Below are 20,235 nucleotides of genomic sequence, written 5' to 3' on the forward strand. Positions count from 1 at the left end.
CAGGGCAGGTGCGTTGTACCTGGTGACTCTGTTACCGGGTAGTGAGATGCACAAGTGTGTTCACAGGATTCACTTCGCGCAGATTTGGTTGTCGGCCTCTACCCGCTGGATGTCCTTGGGGGCCTGCTTCGGGGCCTTCGGCGGAGTGACGGGCACACCGGCCCCCTTGAAGTCGGCGCCGAGGGTGAGGGTCATCTCGGCCAAGGGGGCCGCGTCCTTGCCGGTCTGGTGGAGGGCGTCAGCGGGCAGGCCCATGGCCTCCGCCAAGGCGCGTGCCTGGTCGGCCTGGTTCGGGGCGAACTCCAGAGTCGTCTTGGCGACCTTCTGGCCGCCGGAACCCGCGTTGCCGCCGTTTCCGGCGTGCGGCATGGCCTTGGTGTTCTGCATCCAGGTCACGGTCTCCTGGGCGGCGCCCACCTTCCCGCTGCCGTTGAGCACCTTGACGCGGACCTTGGCCGGCTCGGCCTTGGGCCCCTTGAGCAGGGCCGCCTGCTTGGCGTCCTTCTCCTTCGCGGCGGCGTCGGCCTTCTCCTTGGCGGCCTTCTCCTTGCGCTTCACCTCGGTGAGGGAGACGTCCTCGCGGACCATGGCGAGCAGCGGCTCGGCCTTGGCCTCGTCCATGATGACCGTTTTGCGGATCTTGCCGTCGGCGGGGTTGTCCATGACCGGCAGCGTGGTGAAGGTGATGTTCTTCAGGCTCACCTTGCTGAGCTCCTTGGCCAGACTGGTGAGCTTGGTGATGGACCCTATGCCCGTGTCGACGGTCAGCGATTTGGTGGCCGCGTTGCTGAGGTCGTAGAGCTTCTTGGGGTTGGTGAGGGTGTCGTCCGACTTCATCTTGCGGATCATCGAACTCAGGAACTGCTGCTGGAGCTTGATGCGGTCCAGGTCGCTCTCGAAGCCGAAGCTGTGCCGGGTGCGGACGAACGCCAGGGCCTGCTCGCCCTCGATCTCGTGCTTGCCCGCGGAGAGCTTCAGGTGGGACTTGGGGTCGTTGACGTCCTTGCCCACGCACACCTCGACACCGCCCACCGCCGAGGACAGCGACTTGACGGCGTTGAAGTCCGCCATCATGAAGTGGCTGACCTTGAGTCCGGTGATCTTCTCGACGGTCCGCCAGGTGCAGCCGGGGTCGCGGTCCTCCTGGCCCAGGCTCTCGTTGAAGCGCACCTTCTTGGAGCCCGGGATGTTCCGGGTGGTGCCGTCCTTCTTGGTGGGGCACTCGGGGATGTCGGTGATCATGTCGCGCGGGATGGAGATCACCGTCGCGTTGGAGCGGTCCTCGGCGACGTGGAAGAGCAGCGTGGTGTCGGCGTGGCCGACGCTGCCGTCGTCGCCGTAGCCGGTGTTGCCCTTGCCCGAGCGCTTGTCCGTGCCGATCACCAGGATGTTGACCGGGCCGTCGGGGACGGCCTCGTTGTCCACACCGACGTCGACCTTCTCGATGTTGCCGTTGAGGTGCTCGTAGAGGAGGTACGCGCCCAGCGAGCCGCCCACCAGCAGGAACGCCAGGGTGCCGCCGGTCCACAGCAGGACCTTCTTCTTGGTGCTCTTCTTCGGCTTCGGCTTGCGGCGGCCCGTGGCGGCGTTCGCCGCCGCGGCGTTCTTCGCGCCCTTGCCGGCCGGTGCCTTGCCGCTCCGCCGGCCGCCGCGCTGCTCGGGGAGCGGGCGCCCGCCGCTCCGCGTACCCGCCTCGGGCTTCTTCCGCGGACCGGGGGTGCCGCCGGGCGGATTGCCGCCGACGAGATTGGACCGCGCACCGGCGGGGGAGACATGGTCAGAGGAGGGACCCGACGTGTCGGAGGGGTCGAGGCGCAGCTCGTAGCTGCCGGTCTTGGGGTCGAACACCCACTGGTCGGCGGGGTCGATGCCGTCCGCCCGCCCACGGCCTTGCGCGTCCACGGTCGCTTGAGTCCTCCGTCGGTGCCACGCGGCGCCTACCCCCGAGGCGCTCGGTCATGTCGTCTTGCGGTGCGCGGTCACCGGCCGTGCGCACCGGACCGCTCACACTATCCGCCCAGTTCAGCGGCTAGTGACGTCAGTGACAAATCACGCACCCCTACAACTGGGCAATCCGCCCCATCTCTTCGCCGGAGTGCCGCCCCCGACGCTTTCGCCGGGGCGAAAAGTCCGATCGTACCCCCGGTGCCGTCAACCGCAGATGCCGCGGGCGGCCGTGGTGCCCTCGTAGGTGGGGGGAGCGGTGGGCGACGGGCTCGCGGAACCCGTGGAAGGGGCCTCCGCGGGAGCCTCGGAGGGACCCGGCTCGCGGGGCTGGGCGGGGCGTTTGCCGTCGTTGTCCCCGCCGCCGGCTTCCCCGCCACGGGCGTTCCCGCCGTCGACGGTCCGGCCATCGGCGTTCTTGCCGTCGGCCGGGCGGACGTGGGCGGTGACGGGCACCGGCCGGTCGTACCGCAGCAGCTCGAAGAGCCGGTCCGCGTCCGGCTGCACCAACTCGTCGCGGTCCGCGTTGTACTGGTACGGCCGGCGCGGCACGGTCAGGAACTGGACGTGGTCCGTGGGGATGTTGCGTACCGTGCGCACCAGGTCGTACATCTTGCGGAGCGAGTCCAGCCCGGCGTCCGTGGTGAGGGACTTCGTCGCCGCGTCGAGCACGGGGTAGAGGCGGGTGGGGTTGAGGAGCACCCCGTCGCTGCGCATCTCCTGGAACAGGGCTCCCAGGAATTCCTGCTGACGCCCCATGCGTTCGGTGTCGCTGCCGTCGCCGAGACCGTACCGGGCGCGGACGTAGCCGAGGGCCGCCTCGCCGTGCAGCACCTGCCGGCCGGCGGGCAGCTTCAGCCGGGCGTCGGGGTCGTCCATCGGCTTCTTCAGGCAGACCTCGACCCCGTCGACCGCGTCCACCAGCCGTTTGAAGCTGGCGAAGTCCACGATGATGTGGTGGTCGACGCGGACGCGGGTGATGTTCTCCAGGGTGCGGATGGTGCAGGCGGCCCCGGCGTCCTCGAAGGCCCAGTTGAACTGGGCGAAATGCTCGTTGGTGTAACTTCCGTCCGGTTTACGGCAACTCGGGATCTTCGCCATCAGATCGCGCGGCATGCTGACGGCCGTCGCGCTCTTCCGGTCGGCGGCGAGGTGCAGCAGGATCGTGGTGTCCGAGCGCTGGGTGCCGCTGTCCGAGCCGTACTTGCCGTTCTCGGCGCCGCCGCGGGTGTCGGAGCCGATGATCAGGATGTTCTGGGCGCCCGCGACCAGGGCGGTGGGACGCTCCCGCTCGTACTGCGCCAGCTCGTTCGCCGTGCGGGTGTCCGTAGTGATGTTGCCGTCGAGGCGCGCGTAGAGCACCCAGGTCAGCGTCGTCACCGCCACCAGCAGCACCGCGAGGCCCAGCAGCAGCCGGCGCACCCAGCGGCGGCGCCGCCGGGGCACGCGGGGGCCGCCGTCCAGGGCCGGGCGGGGCGGTCCGGACGGCCGGAGAGGTGCGCCTGAGCTGTGGGCCACGGGTGCGCGACTCCCTCCGGAGCGGGTCTCGGGGTGCCTACCCGCCGATCATCGCCCCGGAGCGGCGACCCGGCAGCGCCAGAGGGCCGTCAGAGGGCCGTCACGGTGACGCGTTCGCTCGCCCGGCGCTGTGTCAGGGCCTCCTCGGAGAGCTCGCCGAGGTGACGGCAGAGCACCACCGAGGCGCCCGCGGCCAGTGGGGCGTACAGGCCGGCGGCGAGGCCGTCCCAGGTGTCGTACGGCAGCCCGGAGAGCAGCCGCGCGCCGGGCTCCAGCCCGCGCCCCGCCGCGTCCTCGCGCGCCCGCTCGACCACCTGCGCACCCGTCAGTTCCCGCCCGTCCACGACGAGGGCCGGGGCCTGCGGGTCCACCGGGGCGTACGGGGCGAAGCGGTCGCCCTGGCCGGGCACCTCGAGGGCGTAGTCGAGGAAGCCCTGCGGCGGTTGCGGGAAACGCCCGCCCAGCGGGCGCAGGGCGAGCGCCACGCGCTCCCCGGAGCAGGCGCGCGCCTCCTCCAGCCGGTCCGGGCCGCTCACCACGAGATCGGCCGTGGCCGGGTCGCCGCCCACGTCGGCCACCACCCCGACGGACGAGCAGGCGACCAGCCAGACGGCGGTCTGCCAGTGGGCGGGGAGGAGGAGCGCGAGGCGGTCGCCGGGCTCGGCGGCGAGGTCGCCCTGGAGCAGATTGGCGGTCTTGGCCACCCAATTGGCGAAGGTGGCCACGGACAGTTCCACGCGTTCGCCGGTGGCGTCGTCGTAGAAGGTCACGAGCGGGCGCGTCGGGTCCGCGGCGAGAGCGGAACGCAGCAGGTCGGCGGGGGTGCGGTCGGTGGCGTTCATCCCCGGAAGGGTACGCCGGACGGGGCGTGACGGTCAGTCGGACGGGCGCGGTGCGCGGGCCGCCGCGAGCCGACAGGCCGTCACCGGATGACTGGATAGGAATGGACATGTATGACCGGATATGCGCAGGATCTGTGTCATGCGTGGATTCCTCGTCACCTCGGCGGTCACCGCCTGTGCCGCCACCTTGACCCTGCCCGTCCTCGGCGCGCCCGGTGCGGCCTCCGCGCCCGCCCGCCCGGCCGCCGCCCCGCCGCGGGTCCCCGGCGCGGCGCCGGTACGGGCCCCCGGTGCCGTCCCGGCGGCCCACGCCGCCCCGGCGAAGATCCCCGGGGCGACCTACTCGCTGCCCCTCGTCCCGCTGCCGACGGCGGACGGCACCGGGGCCGCCCTGCCCGGCAGGAGCCAGGCGCCGCAGGCCGGGACCGGCATCCGGGGGCTGAGGCCCCAGCGGGTGAAGCCGTTCTCCATGGTCGGCATCGTCTGGGACGACGCGGGGGCCGAACTCCGCGGCCGGGCCCAGGTCCGTACCCGGGCCGTGGGCGGCCGGACCTGGTCCGGGTGGCAGGACGTCCAGGTCCAGGACCACGACCGGCCCGACGGCTCCGAGGCCCGCTCCGGTCTGCGCGGGGCCACGGCGCCGCTGTGGGTCGGGGCCTCGGACGCCATCGAGGTGCGGGTCCGGCCGGGCGCCGCGGCCGGCCGGCCGGCGGGCTCCGCCACGCTGCCGCGCGGCCTGCGCGCCGAACTCGTCGACCCCGGCTCGGCGCCCGCCGCCCGGACCCGCTCCCGCGCGGCGGCGCCCGCCCCCGACGACGAGGAACGCGCCACCTCCGCGGTCAACGCCCCGCTCGCCCCGCTGGGCGCCCACGAGATCCCCGCCGCCACCCACCGGCCCACCGCCGAGGAGGTCGCGACGCTCACCGCGGTCGCGCCGGGTGCGAGCGTGAGCTCCTCCGGCACCAGGGACGGCAGGGACGGACGCGACAGACACGACGGACGCGACGGCACCGGCGGAACGGGCGACCGGTCCGGGGCGGAGGAGGACGCCTCGGCGGCGGAGGGCGCGGCGGCCGAGGGCACGGACCCCGGTGACGCGTCGGACGCGAGCGCGGGCACGAGCACGGACACAAGCGGCGAGACCGGCGATTCCGGTGAGGCCGGTGTCAACGGCGAGACCGGTGTCAACGGCGAACACGGCCCCGCCGACTCGGCCGCCGTCGACGACGACACCGACACCGGCACCGCCTACGCCGGACACGCGGGCCCGCGCCCCCGCATCGTCACCCGGGCCGGCTGGGGCGCCGACGAATCGATGCGTGAACGGGGCTTCGTCTATACCAAGAAGGTGAAGGCGGCCTTCGTGCACCACACCGCCTCCGGCAACGGCTACACCTGCGCCCAGTCCCCCTCCGTCATCCGAGGTATCTACCGCTATCACGTCGTCAGCAGCGGCTGGCGGGACATTGGCTACAACTTCCTCATCGACAAGTGCGGCACCGTCTACGAGGGCCGGGCAGGCGGGGTGGCAAAGCCCGTCAAGGGCGCCCATACTCTCGGTTTCAATACGAACAGCATGGGGATCGCGGTGCTCGGCACCTATGGGACCACCAGCCCGGCCAAGGCCGCGGTGAACGCCGTGGCCGCCCTCACCGCCTGGAAGCTCGGCCTGTACAACGCCAACCCCCGCGGCACCACCACCCTGGTGTCGGCCGGCGGGAACCTCTTCAAGAAGGGGGCGAAGGTCAAACTCAAGGTCATCTCCGGGCACCGCGACGGCTACTCCACCGAATGCCCCGGCGACCGCCTCTACGCCAAGCTCGGCACCGCCCGCAGCACCGCGGCCCGGCTCCAGGGCCGCTGACCGGCCCTAACAGGAGGCGCACCGTCCGCCTGGCCGGTGCGGTCTGCATACACTGGCCGCCGTTCACGGCCCGGCCCCACCAGGAAGCAGAGACGAACACGTTGACTGAACCGCATCAGCCGCCTCCGCGAGAAGCGATCCTCCTGGTCGGCGGCAAGGGGACCCGGCTGCGTCCGCTCACCGTGCACACGCCCAAACCCATGGTCCCGGCCGCGGGGGTGCCCTTCCTCACCCACCAGCTGGCCCGGGCCCGGGCGGCGGGCATCGAGCACATCGTGCTCGCCACCTCCTACCTGGCCGAGGTCTTCGAGCCGTACTTCGGCGACGGCTCGGCGCTCGGCCTGCACCTGGAGTACGTCACCGAGCTCGAACCCCTGGGCACCGGCGGCGCCATCCGCAACGTCGCCCACCGGCTGCACTCCGGTCCCGACGACCCCGTGCTCATCTTCAACGGCGACATCCTCACCGGCCTCGACATCGAGGCCCTGATCTCCACCCACCGCACGGCGGGCGCGGACGTCTCCCTCCACCTCACCCGGGTGACGGACCCCCGGGCGTACGGCCTCGTCCCCACCGACGAGAACGGCCGCGTCACGGCCTTCCTGGAGAAGCCCCAGACGCCCGAGGAGATCGTCACCGACCAGATCAACGCCGGCGCCTACGTCTTCAACCGGTCCGTGATCGACACCATCCCGGCCGGCCGCCCGGTCTCCGTCGAGCGCGAGACCTTCCCCGGCCTGCTGGCCGACGGCGCCCACCTGCACGGCATGGTCGACTCCACCTACTGGCTGGACCTGGGCACCCCCCAGGCGTTCGTCCGCGGCTCCGCCGACCTCGTCCTCGGCCGCGCCCCCTCCCCGGCGGTCCCCGGCCGCTGCGGCGAGCGCCTGGTGCTGCCCACCGCCGAGGTGGCCCCCGACGCCAAGCTCATGGGCGGCACGGTGATCGGCGCCGGCGCGCGGGTCGAACCCGGCGCCCGGGTCGACGGCAGCACGGTCCTCGACGGCGCGGTCATCGAGGCGGGCGCCTCGGTCCGCGACTCCCTCGTCGGCGCGGGAGCGCGCGTCGGGGCGCGTACGGTCCTCGACGGCGCGGTCGTCGGCGACCACGCGGAGATCGGCCCCGACAACGAGTTCCGGGCGGGCGCCCGGGTGTGGTGCGACGCGCGGATCCCGCACGGCGCGATCCGCTTCTCGTCGGACCAGTAGGCCGCGTCCTCACAGAGTTACCCTGGCCGGATGGCCACCCGTACCTGGGCCCCGCCGGGCCCCCTCGACCTGGGACGCACCCTCGGCGTCCTGGCGCGCGGCCCCGGCGACCCCGCGTACCGCGTGGCCCCGGACGGCGCCGTCTGGCGCGCCAGCCGCACCCCCGAGGGCCCCGGCACGATCCGGATCGCCGCACGCGCCGGCGAGGTCCGCGCCGAGGCGTGGGGCCCAGGCGCGGACTGGCTCCTCGACACCCTCCCCGCGCTCCTCGGCGCGGACGACGACCCCACCGCGTTCACCCCCCGCCACCGCCTCCTGCACGAGGCGCACCGCCGCCACCCCGGCCTGCGGCTGGCCCGCACCGGGCTGGTGCTGGAGTCGCTGATCCCCTCCATCCTGGAGCAGAAGGTCACCAGCGACGAGGCGTACCGCGCCTGGCGGCTGCTCCTCCAACGGCACGGCGAGCCCGCGCCGGGCCCCGCCGACGGGCCCGCCGGCCGCATGCGCGTCATGCCCGACGCCCGCGCCTGGGCCCTCCTCCCCTCCTGGGAGTGGCACCGGGCCGGCGTCGACGGCAAGCGCTCGGCGACGGTCGTCCGGGCGGCCCGCGTCGCCGCCCGGCTCGAAGAGGCCGCGACGATGGACGCCGAACGCGCCGCGGACCGGCTCCGACTCGTCCCCGGCATCGGCCCCTGGACGGCCGCGGAAACCCTCCAGCGCAGCAACGGCGCTCCCGACGCGGTGACCGTCGGCGACCTGCACCTCCCGAAGACGATCGGCTACGCGCTCACCGGTGCCCGGGGCACCGACGACGCCGGCATGCTCGAACTCCTCGCCCCCTACACCGGCCAGCGCCACCGCGCCTGCCGCCTCATCCTCCTCACCGGCCTCCGCCCGGAGCGGCGGGCACCGCGCTTCTCGGTGAACGACATCAGGCACCTGTAACTCTCCAGCCCACCTGACGCGCACTCCACCAGCCCGTCCGGCGTTTGAGGACGCGCGCCGCAGGCGCGCTCGGGGGTGCGGGGGCGGAGCCCCCGCAGGAAAACGGTGAAAGGGCGGGACCGGGGCACCTCCCCCCACCCACCGGCCCGCCGCCCGGACACCGTCAGGGCCCGGACGCCGCGTGGGCCAAGGGGAAGTTGCCCCAACCCCGCCCTTTCACCGTTTCCCGCGGGGGCAAGCCCCCGCACCCCCGCAGCACGCTGCGCGCGCTGTCCTCAAACGCCGGACGGGCTGGTGGTGCGCGCCGACCTCAGGCACCGAACGGGCTGGGGGCGGCGCCCGGACACACCCCCCCCACCAGCCGAGCGCAGCGCTACCGCACCACGACGAACGCGTCAGCAACCCGCTCCGCCCGCTCCCGCGGCGCCGCCGCCGGGCGTCCCACGGCCACGGCTCCCATCGGGTCCCAGTCCGCCGGGAGCTCCAGGACGTCACGGACGACGTCCCGGCAGAACATGGTGGAGGACACCCACGCGGACCCGAGCTGCTCGGCCGCCAGCGCGACGAGGAAGTTCTGCACGCCGGCCCCCATGGCGACGACGAACATCTCGCGCTCGGCCGCGGTCCGCCGCGCGTCCGGATACGTGTGGGAGCCGTCCATGACCAGGCACGGCACCACCAGGTACGGCGCTTTGCGCAGCAGATCGCCGCGCCGGACGCGCTTGGCGACGCTCTCCTCGGAGCGGCCGTCGGCCCGCAGGTCGGCGATCCAGGCGTCGCGCATGGCGTCGAGCAGTCGCAGCCGGGACTCCTCGGACTCCAGGAGGACGAAGCGCCATGGGGTGGTGTGGTGCGGCGCCGGCGCGGTGAGGGCGGCGGAGACGGCGCGGCGGACGGTGCCCGGGTCCACCGGTTCGTCGGTGAACTCCCGTACGGTGCGCCGCAGTCGGACCGCTTCCCGGAGGGCCTCGGAGGTGCCCAGCCGGAACATGTCGTCCGCGCTCGAGCGGATCAGCGCCCGCGCGCCCGTCGCGTCCCCGGAGTCGGACACGACGTGCGGCAGGCCGCGGACCACCGCGACCGGGAGCCCGTCCGCCTTGCCCTTCACCAGGTCGCCGGCGGCGGCGAGTTCGTCGGCGGTGGCGACGACGGTGGCCGTCAGCGGGTTGCCGTGCCCGTCGGTGCCGCCGCGCAGGTCGTCCAGGACGCGCACTCCGGCGGCGCCGATCGCCATGTCCGTCAGACCGTCGCGCCAGGGCCGTCCGGCGGTGTCGGTGAGCACCACGCCGACGTCCACGCCGAGCGCGTCCCGGAGTCCGGCGCGCAGCGCGCGGGCGGAGGCGTCGGGGTCCTCGGGCAGCAGCAGTATCGTGCCCCCGGGGGTGTTGGAGGCGTCGACGCCCGCGGCGGCCATGACGAGGCCGAGCCGGTTCTCGACGATGCGCAGCGGGCCCCGGCGGGCCACCACCCGTACGGTCTCGGCGTCGATCGCCGCCTCGCGGTCGGGCGCCTCGGCGACGCGCCCCTCCGCCTTGCTGACGATCTTCGAGGTGACGAGCAGGACGTCGCCGTCGGCCAGTCCGGGCAGGCCCTCGGCGGTGGCGGCCCCCGCGATGAGCTTGACCAGGTCGTCGCCGGGGCGGACCTCCGGCAGTCCGGGCAGGGCCCAGACCCGATAGGACGGGGCGTCGGTCACGCGCGCACCTCCTCGGCCAGGGCCAGGGCCTCGGTGGCCATCCGCGCGGTGGCCGGGACGTCCGTCATCATCAGCGGGACGGCCCGGCAGCGGATGCCGGCGGCCTCCACCTCGGCGGTCCGCGCCGCGTCGACCGTGTCGACCAGCCAGCCGTCGATCAGGTCGGAGCCGTAGTGCCGGGCGACCGCCGAGGCCGTGGACTCGACGCCGACGGCCTCCAGCACCTTGTCCGCCATGCCGCGCACCGGCGCGTCGCCGACGATCGGCGACAGCCCGACGACGGGCGCGCCCGCGGCGGCGACGGCCTCCCGGACGCCGGGCACGGCGAGGATGGTGCCGACGCTGACGACCGGGTTGGACGGCGGGAAGAGGATGACGTCGGCCGTGCCGATCGCCTCCAGCACACCGGGCGCCGGCTTCGCCTGCTCCGCGCCGACGGGGATGATCGCGTGCGCGGGCACCTGGGCCCGGAGCCGCACCCAGTACTCCTGGAAGTGCACGGCCTTGCGCGCCCCCTCGGCGCCGTCCGGGTCGTCGATCATCACGTGCGTCTCGACGCGGTCGTCGCTCATCGGCAGCAGCCGCACGCCGGGCTTCCACCGCTCGCAGAGCGCCTCGGTGACGGCGCTGAGCGGGTAGCCGGCGGCGAGCATCTGCGTACGGACGATGTGCGTGGCGAAGTCGCGGTCGCCCAGCCCGAACCACTCGGGGCCGACGCCGTAGGCGGCCAGTTCCTCCTTCACGGCGAAGGTCTCGTCGGCGCGGCCCCACCCCTGCTCCTCGTGGATGCCGCCGCCGAGCGTGTACATCACGGTGTCGAGGTCGGGACAGACCTTGAGGCCGAAGAGGTGGATGTCGTCACCGGTGTTGCCGATGACGGTGATGTCCGCGTCCGGGGCTGCTGATGTCAGGCCACGGAGGAAGCGGGCGCCCCCGATCCCGCCGGCCAGAACCACAATGCGCTGCATGCGGGCCAGTCTGTCAGTCCCGGCCGGCGCCTCCGAGGGGTGGTGCGAGGGGGTGTCACCGGACGGGTGCGGCGGACGGGCGGTCCTCCGTGACGCGGAGCGGGCGGTGCTGGGGCATCTCGGTGAGGCCGGGGGAGTAGACGTGGAGGCTGACGGCCGGTTCGAGGGACTCGTTGACGACCTCGTGGGCGTAGCCGGGGGCGAAGACCCGCTGGTCGCCGGCGCGGAGCCGGCGCCGGACGGTGGTCCCGGACGTCTCGTGCAGTTCGGTCAGCGTGCCGTGGAGAACGGTGAGGACGCCGGAGGAGTGCCCGTGGTCGTGCAGTCCGCTGCCCTGGCCGGGCACCCAGCTCAGCAGCCACACCTCGTAGCCGGGGCCGGTGCGCAGCCGGTGGTACCAGCGGCTGCCGGCGTCGAAGCGGACCAGCCGGGACCACGCCGCCCGGTCGGCGGCGATGCTCCGGGCCAGCCCGGCGAACTCGGCGACGGTGCCGGGGTGGGCGGCGGGCGGCGGCATGAGGTGGGGGAGGGCGAGCGGGTCGCCGGCGATCTGGACGTCGCTGTTCATGAGAGGGGTTCCTCGACGGGTGGCGGGAGGCGCGGGGCCGGAGGGCGGTGGGGTACGTGCGGCACGGGTGGTACGAGCGGTACGGGCGGTCACGCGTACGGCGCGGCGGCCGACGCGCGGGGCCGGCCGGGGCGTACGGGGACGCGTCCGGTGGTTGACGACACGGGTGCCGCGACGGGGAACGGGCGGGACCGCTGTGACGGGACCGGGAAGGAAGAGGAGAGCGTCAGCCGGAGCTCTGCGGCATCAACAGCTGGAACAGCGACAGCGCGCCTGAACGGCACAGCGCGACCCGTAGGAACGGGTCAGGCCGGGGATCCCCGGGACGGACGTCCGGGCGGACGTCGGGGAGGGTGCGGTCGCGAGCATGCTGACAAGGAGACCGGCATCCGCGGCGCCGTGTCAACCGGATGTCCGGTTTGATGCCAATCTTTCACCTCATCCGGTAGGGGAGATCGGAAAAAGGTTTGTCTCGTGGGGTCCCGGGACAGTCGCCCGGCATCCTGATGTTCAAACATCGCCTGATTTCGGGCGGTGCAACTGGACGGCCGCCCCTCGCGTCCCTCTTGAAGACAAGGGAGCCGCGGGACGGCTGTGGCGAGCGAGAGATGTGTCCACTCTTGTGGCGGTTTGGCAACTTTCCGCTCGGCCTTGGTTCCGCAGAGTGAATAAGGGGCTCAATAGCAGATCTCGGCTTGACTGGCCCGGATCGGCGCACTTGTAATTTCACTCGTGTCGTTCTGCCGTACCTGATCACGGCAGCATCACGGGGACGCAATGACAGACGAGGGGCGCACATGACCGAGCTGTTTCAGCAACTGCTGGTCGAGGAGGCGGACGAGGAGCTCGGCTGGCAGGAGCGCGCACTGTGCGCCCAGACCGATCCCGAGTCCTTCTTCCCCGAGAAAGGCGGATCGACCCGCGAGGCCAAGAAGGTCTGCCTCGCCTGCGAAGTCCGCTCCGAATGCCTCGAATACGCACTCGCCAACGACGAACGCTTCGGCATCTGGGGCGGCTTGTCCGAGCGGGAACGCCGCCGCCTCAAGAAGGCCGCGGTCTGAGGGGGCAGAGCCCCCGTCACTTCCGGCGCACCGCTTGAGCTCCGCCTTCCGGGCGGCACCGGCCGAGCGCCGTACGCGACGGCGCCGCAATACCGGACGCCGTGCCGCACCCGGCTTCTGACACCGGGTCATCGCCGGGCCGTTCTGACGAGGCCCGACCGAGCCTGTCGAGGCCATGGCCCATACCGGCCGCGCGCCGGCCTCCCCGCCCGATCGCCGACTCTCGCGATCACCGACCTTTCGCGCACGAGCGCCGGCTTCGCGACCTACACGGTCGGCAGGCATCACGGTCGGCAGGCTCACGATCAACGGCCGCGACACCCGCCGGTCCGCGAGTGAGTCCGCGTCCCGCGCGGCCACCGGTCTCCACCTGGCCCGTCGGCACCCGGCCCGTCGGCCATGGCCCGAAGACGGGCAGACCGCAGACTCGCCGAGCCCGGTGCACCACCGCCCACCGCATGCCCGGCGCGAGCCCATACGAGCGTTCCGCACCCGAGCGCGCCGCACCGCCGTCCCCCGCGGCCCGCCGTTCCTCAGGCCGCGCGCGGCCGCGGCCCGCCGTCACCGCGGAGCCGTCCGCACCACCGCCGCACCAGGTCGAACACCCGCTCGCACGGCGCGACCGCGCCGCCCGCGCCCCGCGCCGAGGAGGCGGAGCGGCTCGTTCCCAGCCACTAGGGTGGGGTGCCGTCCGAGACGACCGACGCCCTCGGGCGTCCACCGCAGTCCAGCACCGCGGCCGTACCCGGGAGCGCCGACCGCTCCCGCCCCGGCCGCCCCCGGCCGGAGGGCCCGTACCCGATGTCCGCGCACAGCGATCCGCCGGCCCACCGGCCGGCACCCCCCGCGTTCGACCTCACTCACCCCCCGGCGTTCCCCCGCCACGTCGTCACCGCCGTGCTCGTGGCCCACGACGGCGCCCGCTGGCTGCCCGACGCGCTCGCCGGGCTGCTCGGCCAGGAGCGGCCCGTCCAGCGGGCCGTCGCCGCCGACACCGGGAGCGACGACGACTCGGCCCGGCTGCTCGCCGACGCGCTCGGCGCCGACCGCGTCCTGCACCTCGCCCGCCGCGCCGGCTTCGGCACCGCCGTCGACGAGGCGGTCCGCGCGACCCCCGCGCCCACCGCCGACGACCTCCCCTACCTCGCCGGCTCCAGCGGCTGGGACCCCGTCAGCCGTACCTGGCGCGACGACCCCCACGACCCCTACGGGTCCCCCGACGCGCATGACCGCGACGCCGAGCCCGTCCAGTGGCTCTGGCTGCTGCACGACGACTGCGCCCCCGAGCCCGGCGCCCTCCGCGAACTGCTGCGCGTCGCCGACCAGGAGATCGCCGCCGGCCGGCCCGCCGCCGTCCTCGGCCCCAAGCTCCGCAGCTGGTACGACCGCAGGCAGCTCCTCGAAGTGGGCGTCACCGTCGCCCGCGGCGGCCGCCGCTGGACCGGCCTCGACCGCCGCGAACAGGACCAGGGCCAGCACGACCAGGTGCGGTCCGTCCTCTCCGTCTCCACCGCGGGCATGCTCGTCCGGCGGGACGTCTGGGAGGCGCTCGGCGGCTTCGACCCCCGGCTGCCCCTGATGCGCGACGACGTCGACTTCTGCTGGCGCGCCCACGCCGCCGGCCACCGCGTCCTCGTCGCCCCCGACGCCGTCCTCCGGCACGCCGAGGCGGCCTCCCGCGAGCGCCGCCCGGTCGACTGCGTCGGCCGCAAGCCGGCCTCCCCGCACCGCGTCGACAAGGCGGGCGCCGTCTACGCGCTGCTCGCCAACACCCGCGCCGCGGCGCTCCCCTACGTACTGCTGCGGATCGTCGTCGGCACCCTGCTGAGCGCCCTCGGCCACCTCGTCGGCAAGGTCCCCGGCCAGGCCCTCGACGAACTCACCGGCCTGGGCGCGGTACTGCTGCGCCCCGGCCGGATCCGCGCCGCCCGGAGGCGCCGCGCCGGCGCCGTCGACGCCAAGGAGCTGCGGCCCCTCTTCCCCCCGCCGGGCGCCACCCTCAGGGTCGTGTTCGAGCAGCTGGCGGCCTTCTTCGGCGGCCGGTCCGACCCCGAGGCGCGGTCGGCTGGGCGGCACGGCGCCGTCGAGTCCGGGCCCGGCGGCGACGAGGCGGACTTCCTGGAGATCGAGCAGTTCGCGCGGCTGCGGCGGATCGCCCGCAAGCCCGCGCCCGTCCTCTTCACCGTCCTGCTGCTGGTCTCCGCCGTCGCCTGCCGCGGGCTGTACGGCGGCGGCGCGCTCTCCGGCGGCGCCCTGCTGCCCGTGCCGGAGGGCGCGTCCGACCTGTGGTCGCTGTACGCGGACGGCTGGCACGCCGTCGGCACCGGCGGCACCGCGGGCGCCCCGCCCTACCTCGCGGTGCTCGCGACCCTGTCCACCCTGCTCCTCGGCTCGCCGGACCTCGCCGTCACCCTGCTGCTCGTCTGCTCGGTCCCGCTGGCCGGGCTGACCGCCTACTTCGCCTCCCGCCCGCTCGTCGGCTCCCGGCCGCTGCGGGCCTGGGGCAGCGTCGCCTACGCGTTCCTGCCCGCCGTCACCGGCGCCCTCGCGACCGGCCGGCTGGGCACGGCCGTCCTCGCGGTCCTGCTGCCGCTGCTCGCCCGGGCCGCCGTCGCCGCCAGCGGGTTCCGCTCACCCGGCGCCCAGCCGGTGTGGCGCGCCGTCTGGACGTACGCCCTGCTCCTGACCGTCGCCACCGCGTTCACCCCGCTCGTGTGGCCGCTCGCCGTCGTGCTCGGCCTCGGCGTCCTCGCGCTGCGCGCCCGGGGCGGCGGGCTCGTGCCGCACGCGCTCGCCCTGCTCGCCGTCGCCGCCACCCCGCTGCTCGTCCTCGCGCCCTGGTCGCTCGGGCTGCTCACGGACCCCGGCCGGCTCCTCACCGAGGCGGGGACGGAGTACGGCGGCGGCACCGGCACCCCGCTGCGCCTGCTCACCGCCGACCCGGGCGGGCCCCGGACGTTCGGCGGGCTGCTGTTCGCCGGCGTCCTGCTCGCCGCGCTCGGCGCGCTGCTCCGCGCCGACCGGCGGGCCGCGGTGGGCACCGCCTGGACGGCGGCCCTCGCCGCGCTGCTCTGCGCGGCGCTCGTCAACCACACGGCGTGGGCCGGGCCCGCCCTCCTGGTGTACGGCCTGGCGCTGACCGCCGCCGCCGTGGTCGGCGCCGAGGGGGCCCGCGAGCGGGTCGCCGCCAGGAGCTTCGGCTGGCGGCAGCCCGTCGCCGGGCTCGTCGCCCTCGCCGCGGTCGCGGGCCCGCTCGCCGCCGCCGTGGCGTGGGCGGCCGGCGGGGCCGGGGGGCCGCTGGAGCGGCGCGACCCCGTGCAGGTCCCGGCGTTCGTCGCCGAGGCGGCGACCACCCGCGACCGGGCGCGGACCCTGGTCCTCGCCCAGGACCCCGGGCACACCGCGCACCTCTCCTACGCGCTCGTCCGCGGGTCCGGGATCCGGATGGGCGACGACGCGGTGGCGCCCGGCCGGGACGCGCGACTGGACTCCGTCGTCGCCGACCTCGTCGCCGGCTCCGGCGCCGACCAGGCCGCCCGGCTCGCCGAGTACGCCGTCGGCTTCGTCCTGGTCCGCGACGGCGGCGCCAGGGACCTGGGCGCCGCCCTGGACGCCGCCCCCGGCCTCACCCGGCTCAGCCAGGAGGGGCGCACCGCGCTGTGGCGGGTCGACCGGCCCGTCTCCCGGGTGAGCGTCGTCGCCGAGGGCGCCGGCCCGGTGGCCGTCCCCTCGGGACCCGTAGGGGCCCGGGCGACGATCCCCGCGGGGAAGGACGGCCGGGTGCTGCGCCTCGCCGACCGGGCGGCGCCCGGCTGGCGGGCCACCCTCGACGGGCACCCGCTGCCGCGCGTCACCCTCGACGGCTGGGCACAGGGCTTCCGGCTCCCGGCCGCGGGTGGCCGGCTGGCGCTCTCCTACGAGACGCCGTTCGGCCGGACCGCGTGGGTGTGGACGCAGGGGCTGCTCGCCGTCGTCCTGGTCGTGCTGGCCCTGCCGGGGCGCCGCCGGCACGTCGACGACGACCTGCCCGACGCGGTGGTGCCCGCCGCGGAGCCCGTGTCCCTGCCCGAGCAGGCGCCGATCGGGGAGGGCCGCCGGGCCCGCCGGCTGCGCGCCGCGGCCGAGGGACGGCAGGGCGCGGCGGTGGAGGACGGAACCGCTCCGCCGGAGCCGGTGCCGGTGTCCGCGCCGGTCTCGGCCGACCCTTACGAGGAGCCCTCGGCGGACGCGTACGCGGCGGCGGACCCGTACGCGGCGGATCCGTACGCCGCGGCGCCCGCCCCGCAGTACGCCCAGGGGACGCCGGACGCCGGCTGGGTGACCGACCCTTACTCCCCTTACGGCACCTACGGGTCGTACGGGTCCGCCGCGTACCCCCAGGAGACTCCGCAGTCCTACCCGGACGCGTACCAGGGACAGGGCCACCACCCCGGCACCTACCCGGAGACCACCGGGTACGAGGCCCCGCCCGCCCCCGGCCCCTACGGCGTCCAGGACCCGTACGGGTACGGAAGCGGCGGTCAGGGCGGCCACGACACGACGTACGACGCCGGCCACGGCCTCCGCCGCGACGGGAGCGACCAGCAGTGAAGCGCCAGCGATCAGCAGTGAAGCGGGAGCGGCCGGCAGGGAGGCGTGAGCGGACACGCGTGGGGCGTACGGCCCTTTCCCTGTTCGCGACGGCGGCGGCGCTGGCCGCCGTCGCGGGTGTCGCGGTGGTCGCCGCGCCCTCGGGCGACGCCGGGAGCGGCCCCGGCTCCGGAACCGCCCGGGCGGCGGGATCCGCCGCCCGGATGCCCGTCCAGCGCTCGGCCGTGGTCTGCCCGGCGCCCACCTCCTCCGAGGTGGCGGAGACGACGTACACGGCGTTCTCCCCCGGAGCCCCCGCGTCCGCCAAGGCGGCCGCCGGCGGCCGGGACGCGCGGCGGCCCGCCGACCTGCTGCCGGTGACGACGACGAAGAGCCAGGCGCCGGCGAAGAAGAGCGAGAAGGGCGAGAAGGGCGAGAAGGGCGAGAAGAAAAAGGAGGGCGGCGGCAAGGCGACCGGGACCGGCCCCGTCCTGACCCTCAAGGCCCCCGGCGCCCCCGCGACCGCCACCACCGACCGCTCCGACGCCCCCGCCCTCCTCGGCTCCGCCGAGGGACCGCTCGCCCCCGGCTACACCGTGCGGCAGACCACGGCCGTCGCGGCCGGCAGCGGGCGCGGCCTGCACGGGCTGACGTGCGCGCCGGCCGACACGTCGTTCTGGTTCCCGGGCGTCTCCACGGCCAAGGGCCGCCAGGACTACGTGCACCTCACCAACCCCGACCCCGCCGCGGCGGCCGTCGTCGACCTGGAACTGCACGGCAAGGACGGCCGCGTCGCGGCACCCGCCGGCGAGGGCATCACCGTCCCGCCGCGCTCGTCGGTGCCCGTCCTGCTGAGCACCCTGACCGACACCCCCGCCGACACCCTCACCCTGCACGTCACCGCCCGCTCCGGACGGGTCGGCGCGGCCGTGCAGGCGTCCGACGAGAAGCAGGGCGGCGACTGGCTGCCCGCCTCCGAGCCGGCCGCGGCCGCCGTCCTCCCGGGCATCCCGGCCGACGCCACCTCCGTGCGGCTCGTCGCCTTCGCCCCCGGCGCCGACGACGCCGACCTCACACTCCGCTTCGCGGGCCCCACCGGCTCGATCACCCCGGCGGGCCACGAGACGCTGCACGTCAGGAGCGGCACCACGGAGACGGCCGAACTGGACGGCGTGGCCCGGGGCGAGGCCGGCTCGCTGCTGCTCACCGCCGAGGACGGCGGGAAGGTCGTCGCCGGGCTGCGGGTGACCCGCGGCAAGGGGGACAAGCAGGAGACGGCGTTCCTCCCGGCGGCCGGGCCGGTCGGCGCCCGCGGCACGGTGGCGGACGACCGGGCCAAGGGCACCTCGCTGTCCCTGGCCGCGCCCGGTGCGGAGGCGCGGGTCAAGGTCACGGCGTGGGCGGCCGGCGGCGGGACCCCGGCCGGCCGGACGTACACCGTCCGGTCCGGCACCACGCTCACGGTGGAGCCGCCGGTTCCGGGCGGCGGCAAGGGCGGGTACGCGCTCACGGTGGAGACGGTCTCCGGCGGGCCGGTGCACGCCGCCCGGACACTGACCCTCCCGCAGGACGGCGTCCCGGCGTTCACCGTGCAGCCGGTCCCGGACGACCGCTCCACGGTGGAGGTGCCCGCGGTGCGCTCCGACCTGACGACGGTCACGCGCTAGCGGGGGCGGTGACCCGGCCTCGCTCCGCCCCCGTCAGTCCTGTCCGTAGCGCGGGTCCACCGACTCCGGGGCCAGGCCCAGCAGTTCGGCTACCTGCTCGACGACGACCTCGTGCACCAGCAGCGCGCGGTCGTCGCGGTTCTTGGTGCGGATCTCCACCGGGCGGCGGTAGATGACGATCCGGTCGGGGTCGTCGCCGCGCGCCGCGACGTACCGGCCGAGCGGGACCGAGCCGCCGTCGAGGAACAGCGCCTCGCCCGGCTCACCGTCCTCGCCCGGCACGGGCACCTCACGCACCACGAAGTCCACCGACGCCAGTTGCGGCCAGCGGCGCTCCAGCCGCTCCGCCGAATCGTGGACGAGGTCGACGAACGCCTCGGCCCGGCTCACCGACAGCGGGACCTGCGGCGGGGCGATCGGACCGCGCATGCCGCGGCCGTGCCGGTCGCGGTGGCGCGGGCGCCGGCCGGGCGGACCGGCCGGTGGAGGTACGGGGCTGTCGGGGCTGTCCATCACCTCGAAGGGTATCCGCCGGTCGGCCGTGTACGCGCGGTAGCCGCGCATCTCATCGGATGTCGCCCGATGAGCGTTCCGTTGTTGCTTGCGATCGGATAAAGCCGACGGGGAGACCGTCGATCGCATGACGAATGACACTATGGTGGCTGAGTGATGACAGAGTTCCAGGGCCGCGTGTTGTGTTCCACGCCCTCCCCGCGCAGGTCGACCCGGCGGTTCGGGGGCGGTGTCCACCGGGCGCTCCGGCACGACACGGAGGGGTGAGCCAGGAGTGAGTCGTCGCGGCCCGCTCAAGAGTGCGGTACCGTCCCACGTCGTGAGCCCTGTACGTCGCTGTTCGCGCACCGCGTGTGGCCGCCCGGCCGTCGCGACGCTGACGTACGTCTACGCCGATTCGACCGCCGTCCTCGGCCCGCTCGCCACCTACGCCGAACCCCACTGCTACGACCTGTGCGCCGAGCACTCGGAGCGGTTGACGGCCCCCCGCGGGTGGGAGGTCGTCCGGCTCGCCGTGGACACCGGTCCCGCCCGTCGCAGCAGTGACGACCTCGAAGCGCTGGCCAACGCCGTTCGGGAGGCGGCCCGTCCGCAGGAGCGCGCCGCGGGCGGCGGGCCCGGCGCCGGATCCGTCGGCAGCCAGGTGAAGGGGCCCGTCGGACCCAGCACGCGCGAGGTCAACCCGATGGAGGTCGCCCGCCGGGGCCACCTCAGGGTGCTGCGCTCGCCCGACTCCTGACGTACCGGGACCTAGAAGCCCCGTTCTCCGAAGGCGAATTCCGGCCGACGTGCCTGACGATTTCCGTCACATTCCGCCGATTCGCGGTGCTTCGCGGGTTCTGCCGGAGCGCGTCCGTCCGACGCCGGCGTTC

14 protein-coding genes are annotated in these 20,235 nt (G+C 74.8%); 7 read left to right on the forward strand and 7 right to left on the reverse strand.

Annotated elements, in window-relative coordinates:
• Positions 1-69: 69 nt before the first annotated feature.
• The 3 genes from K7I03_RS20155 to K7I03_RS20165 all read right to left on the reverse strand — a co-directional run bounded on the left by K7I03_RS20155 (position 70) and on the right by K7I03_RS20165 (position 4,304).
• On the reverse strand, positions 70-1,902 hold the full coding sequence (locus K7I03_RS20155; protein WP_185945634.1) for an LCP family protein: 1,833 nt from the start codon (positions 1,900-1,902) through the stop codon (positions 70-72).
• 249 nt (positions 1,903-2,151) lie between these two features.
• A complete protein-coding gene (locus K7I03_RS20160; RefSeq protein WP_224347128.1) occupies positions 2,152-3,462 on the reverse strand; it encodes an LCP family protein in 1,311 nt (436 codons plus the stop codon).
• A gap of 89 nt (positions 3,463-3,551) precedes the next feature.
• Entirely contained in the window at positions 3,552-4,304 is a 753-nt protein-coding gene (locus tag K7I03_RS20165; protein ID WP_185945635.1) for a TIGR03089 family protein, read from the reverse strand.
• A 139-nt stretch (positions 4,305-4,443) separates the two neighbouring features.
• On the opposite strand from K7I03_RS20165, the gene K7I03_RS20170 reads away from it, so the two are divergent.
• The 3 genes from K7I03_RS20170 to K7I03_RS20180 all read left to right on the forward strand — a co-directional run bounded on the left by K7I03_RS20170 (position 4,444) and on the right by K7I03_RS20180 (position 8,321).
• Complete coding sequence (locus K7I03_RS20170) at positions 4,444-6,168, forward strand: peptidoglycan recognition protein family protein (protein WP_185945636.1); 1,725 nt, start codon at positions 4,444-4,446, stop codon at positions 6,166-6,168.
• Positions 6,169-6,269: 101 nt separating this feature from the next.
• A complete protein-coding gene (locus K7I03_RS20175; RefSeq protein ID WP_185945637.1) occupies positions 6,270-7,376 on the forward strand; it encodes a mannose-1-phosphate guanylyltransferase in 1,107 nt (368 codons plus the stop codon).
• A 30-nt stretch (positions 7,377-7,406) separates the two neighbouring features.
• Positions 7,407-8,321: a DNA-3-methyladenine glycosylase family protein gene (locus tag K7I03_RS20180; protein ID WP_185945638.1), complete on the forward strand. Its 915-nt coding sequence runs from the start codon at positions 7,407-7,409 to the stop codon at positions 8,319-8,321.
• 373 nt (positions 8,322-8,694) lie between these two features.
• On the opposite strand, the gene K7I03_RS20185 is transcribed toward K7I03_RS20180, so the two are convergent.
• The 3 genes from K7I03_RS20185 to K7I03_RS20195 are packed head-to-tail and all read right to left on the reverse strand — an operon-like array spanning position 8,695 to position 11,553.
• Positions 8,695-10,017: a coenzyme F420-0:L-glutamate ligase gene (locus tag K7I03_RS20185; RefSeq protein ID WP_185945639.1), complete on the reverse strand. Its 1,323-nt coding sequence runs from the start codon at positions 10,015-10,017 to the stop codon at positions 8,695-8,697.
• Positions 10,014-10,985 carry a 2-phospho-L-lactate transferase gene (gene cofD / locus K7I03_RS20190; protein ID WP_185945640.1) on the reverse strand — a complete coding sequence of 324 codons (972 nt, stop codon included), beginning with the start codon at positions 10,983-10,985 and terminating at the stop codon, positions 10,014-10,016. The genes K7I03_RS20185 and cofD overlap by 4 nt, the downstream gene beginning before the upstream one ends.
• 55 nt (positions 10,986-11,040) lie before the next feature.
• Positions 11,041-11,553: a cysteine dioxygenase gene (locus K7I03_RS20195; protein WP_185945641.1), complete on the reverse strand. Its 513-nt coding sequence runs from the start codon at positions 11,551-11,553 to the stop codon at positions 11,041-11,043.
• A gap of 797 nt (positions 11,554-12,350) precedes the next feature.
• On the opposite strand from K7I03_RS20195, the gene K7I03_RS20200 reads away from it, so the two are divergent.
• From K7I03_RS20200 to K7I03_RS20210, 3 genes are all read left to right on the forward strand, one after another.
• Entirely contained in the window at positions 12,351-12,614 is a 264-nt protein-coding gene (locus K7I03_RS20200) for a WhiB family transcriptional regulator (RefSeq protein WP_004952403.1), read from the forward strand.
• A gap of 801 nt (positions 12,615-13,415) precedes the next feature.
• The gene (locus K7I03_RS20205; protein ID WP_185945655.1) at positions 13,416-17,204 is read left to right on the forward strand and encodes a glycosyltransferase family 2 protein; all 3,789 of its coding nucleotides are present in this window, start codon (positions 13,416-13,418) and stop codon (positions 17,202-17,204) included.
• A 59-nt stretch (positions 17,205-17,263) separates the two neighbouring features.
• Complete coding sequence (locus K7I03_RS20210) at positions 17,264-18,850, forward strand: DUF5719 family protein (protein WP_185945642.1); 1,587 nt, start codon at positions 17,264-17,266, stop codon at positions 18,848-18,850.
• 33 nt (positions 18,851-18,883) lie between these two features.
• On the opposite strand, the gene K7I03_RS20215 is transcribed toward K7I03_RS20210, so the two are convergent.
• Positions 18,884-19,363: a metallopeptidase family protein gene (locus tag K7I03_RS20215; protein WP_185945656.1), complete on the reverse strand. Its 480-nt coding sequence runs from the start codon at positions 19,361-19,363 to the stop codon at positions 18,884-18,886.
• Between the two features lie 274 nt (positions 19,364-19,637).
• Between K7I03_RS20215 and K7I03_RS20220 the strand changes: the two genes are divergently transcribed.
• On the forward strand, positions 19,638-20,102 hold the full coding sequence (locus tag K7I03_RS20220; protein ID WP_185945643.1) for a DUF3499 domain-containing protein: 465 nt from the start codon (positions 19,638-19,640) through the stop codon (positions 20,100-20,102).
• The last annotated feature ends 133 nt before the right edge of the window (positions 20,103-20,235 follow it).

Source organism: Streptomyces mobaraensis, from assembly GCF_020099395.1.
In the GTDB taxonomy this organism is placed as follows: Bacteria; Actinomycetota; Actinomycetes; order Streptomycetales; family Streptomycetaceae; genus Streptomyces.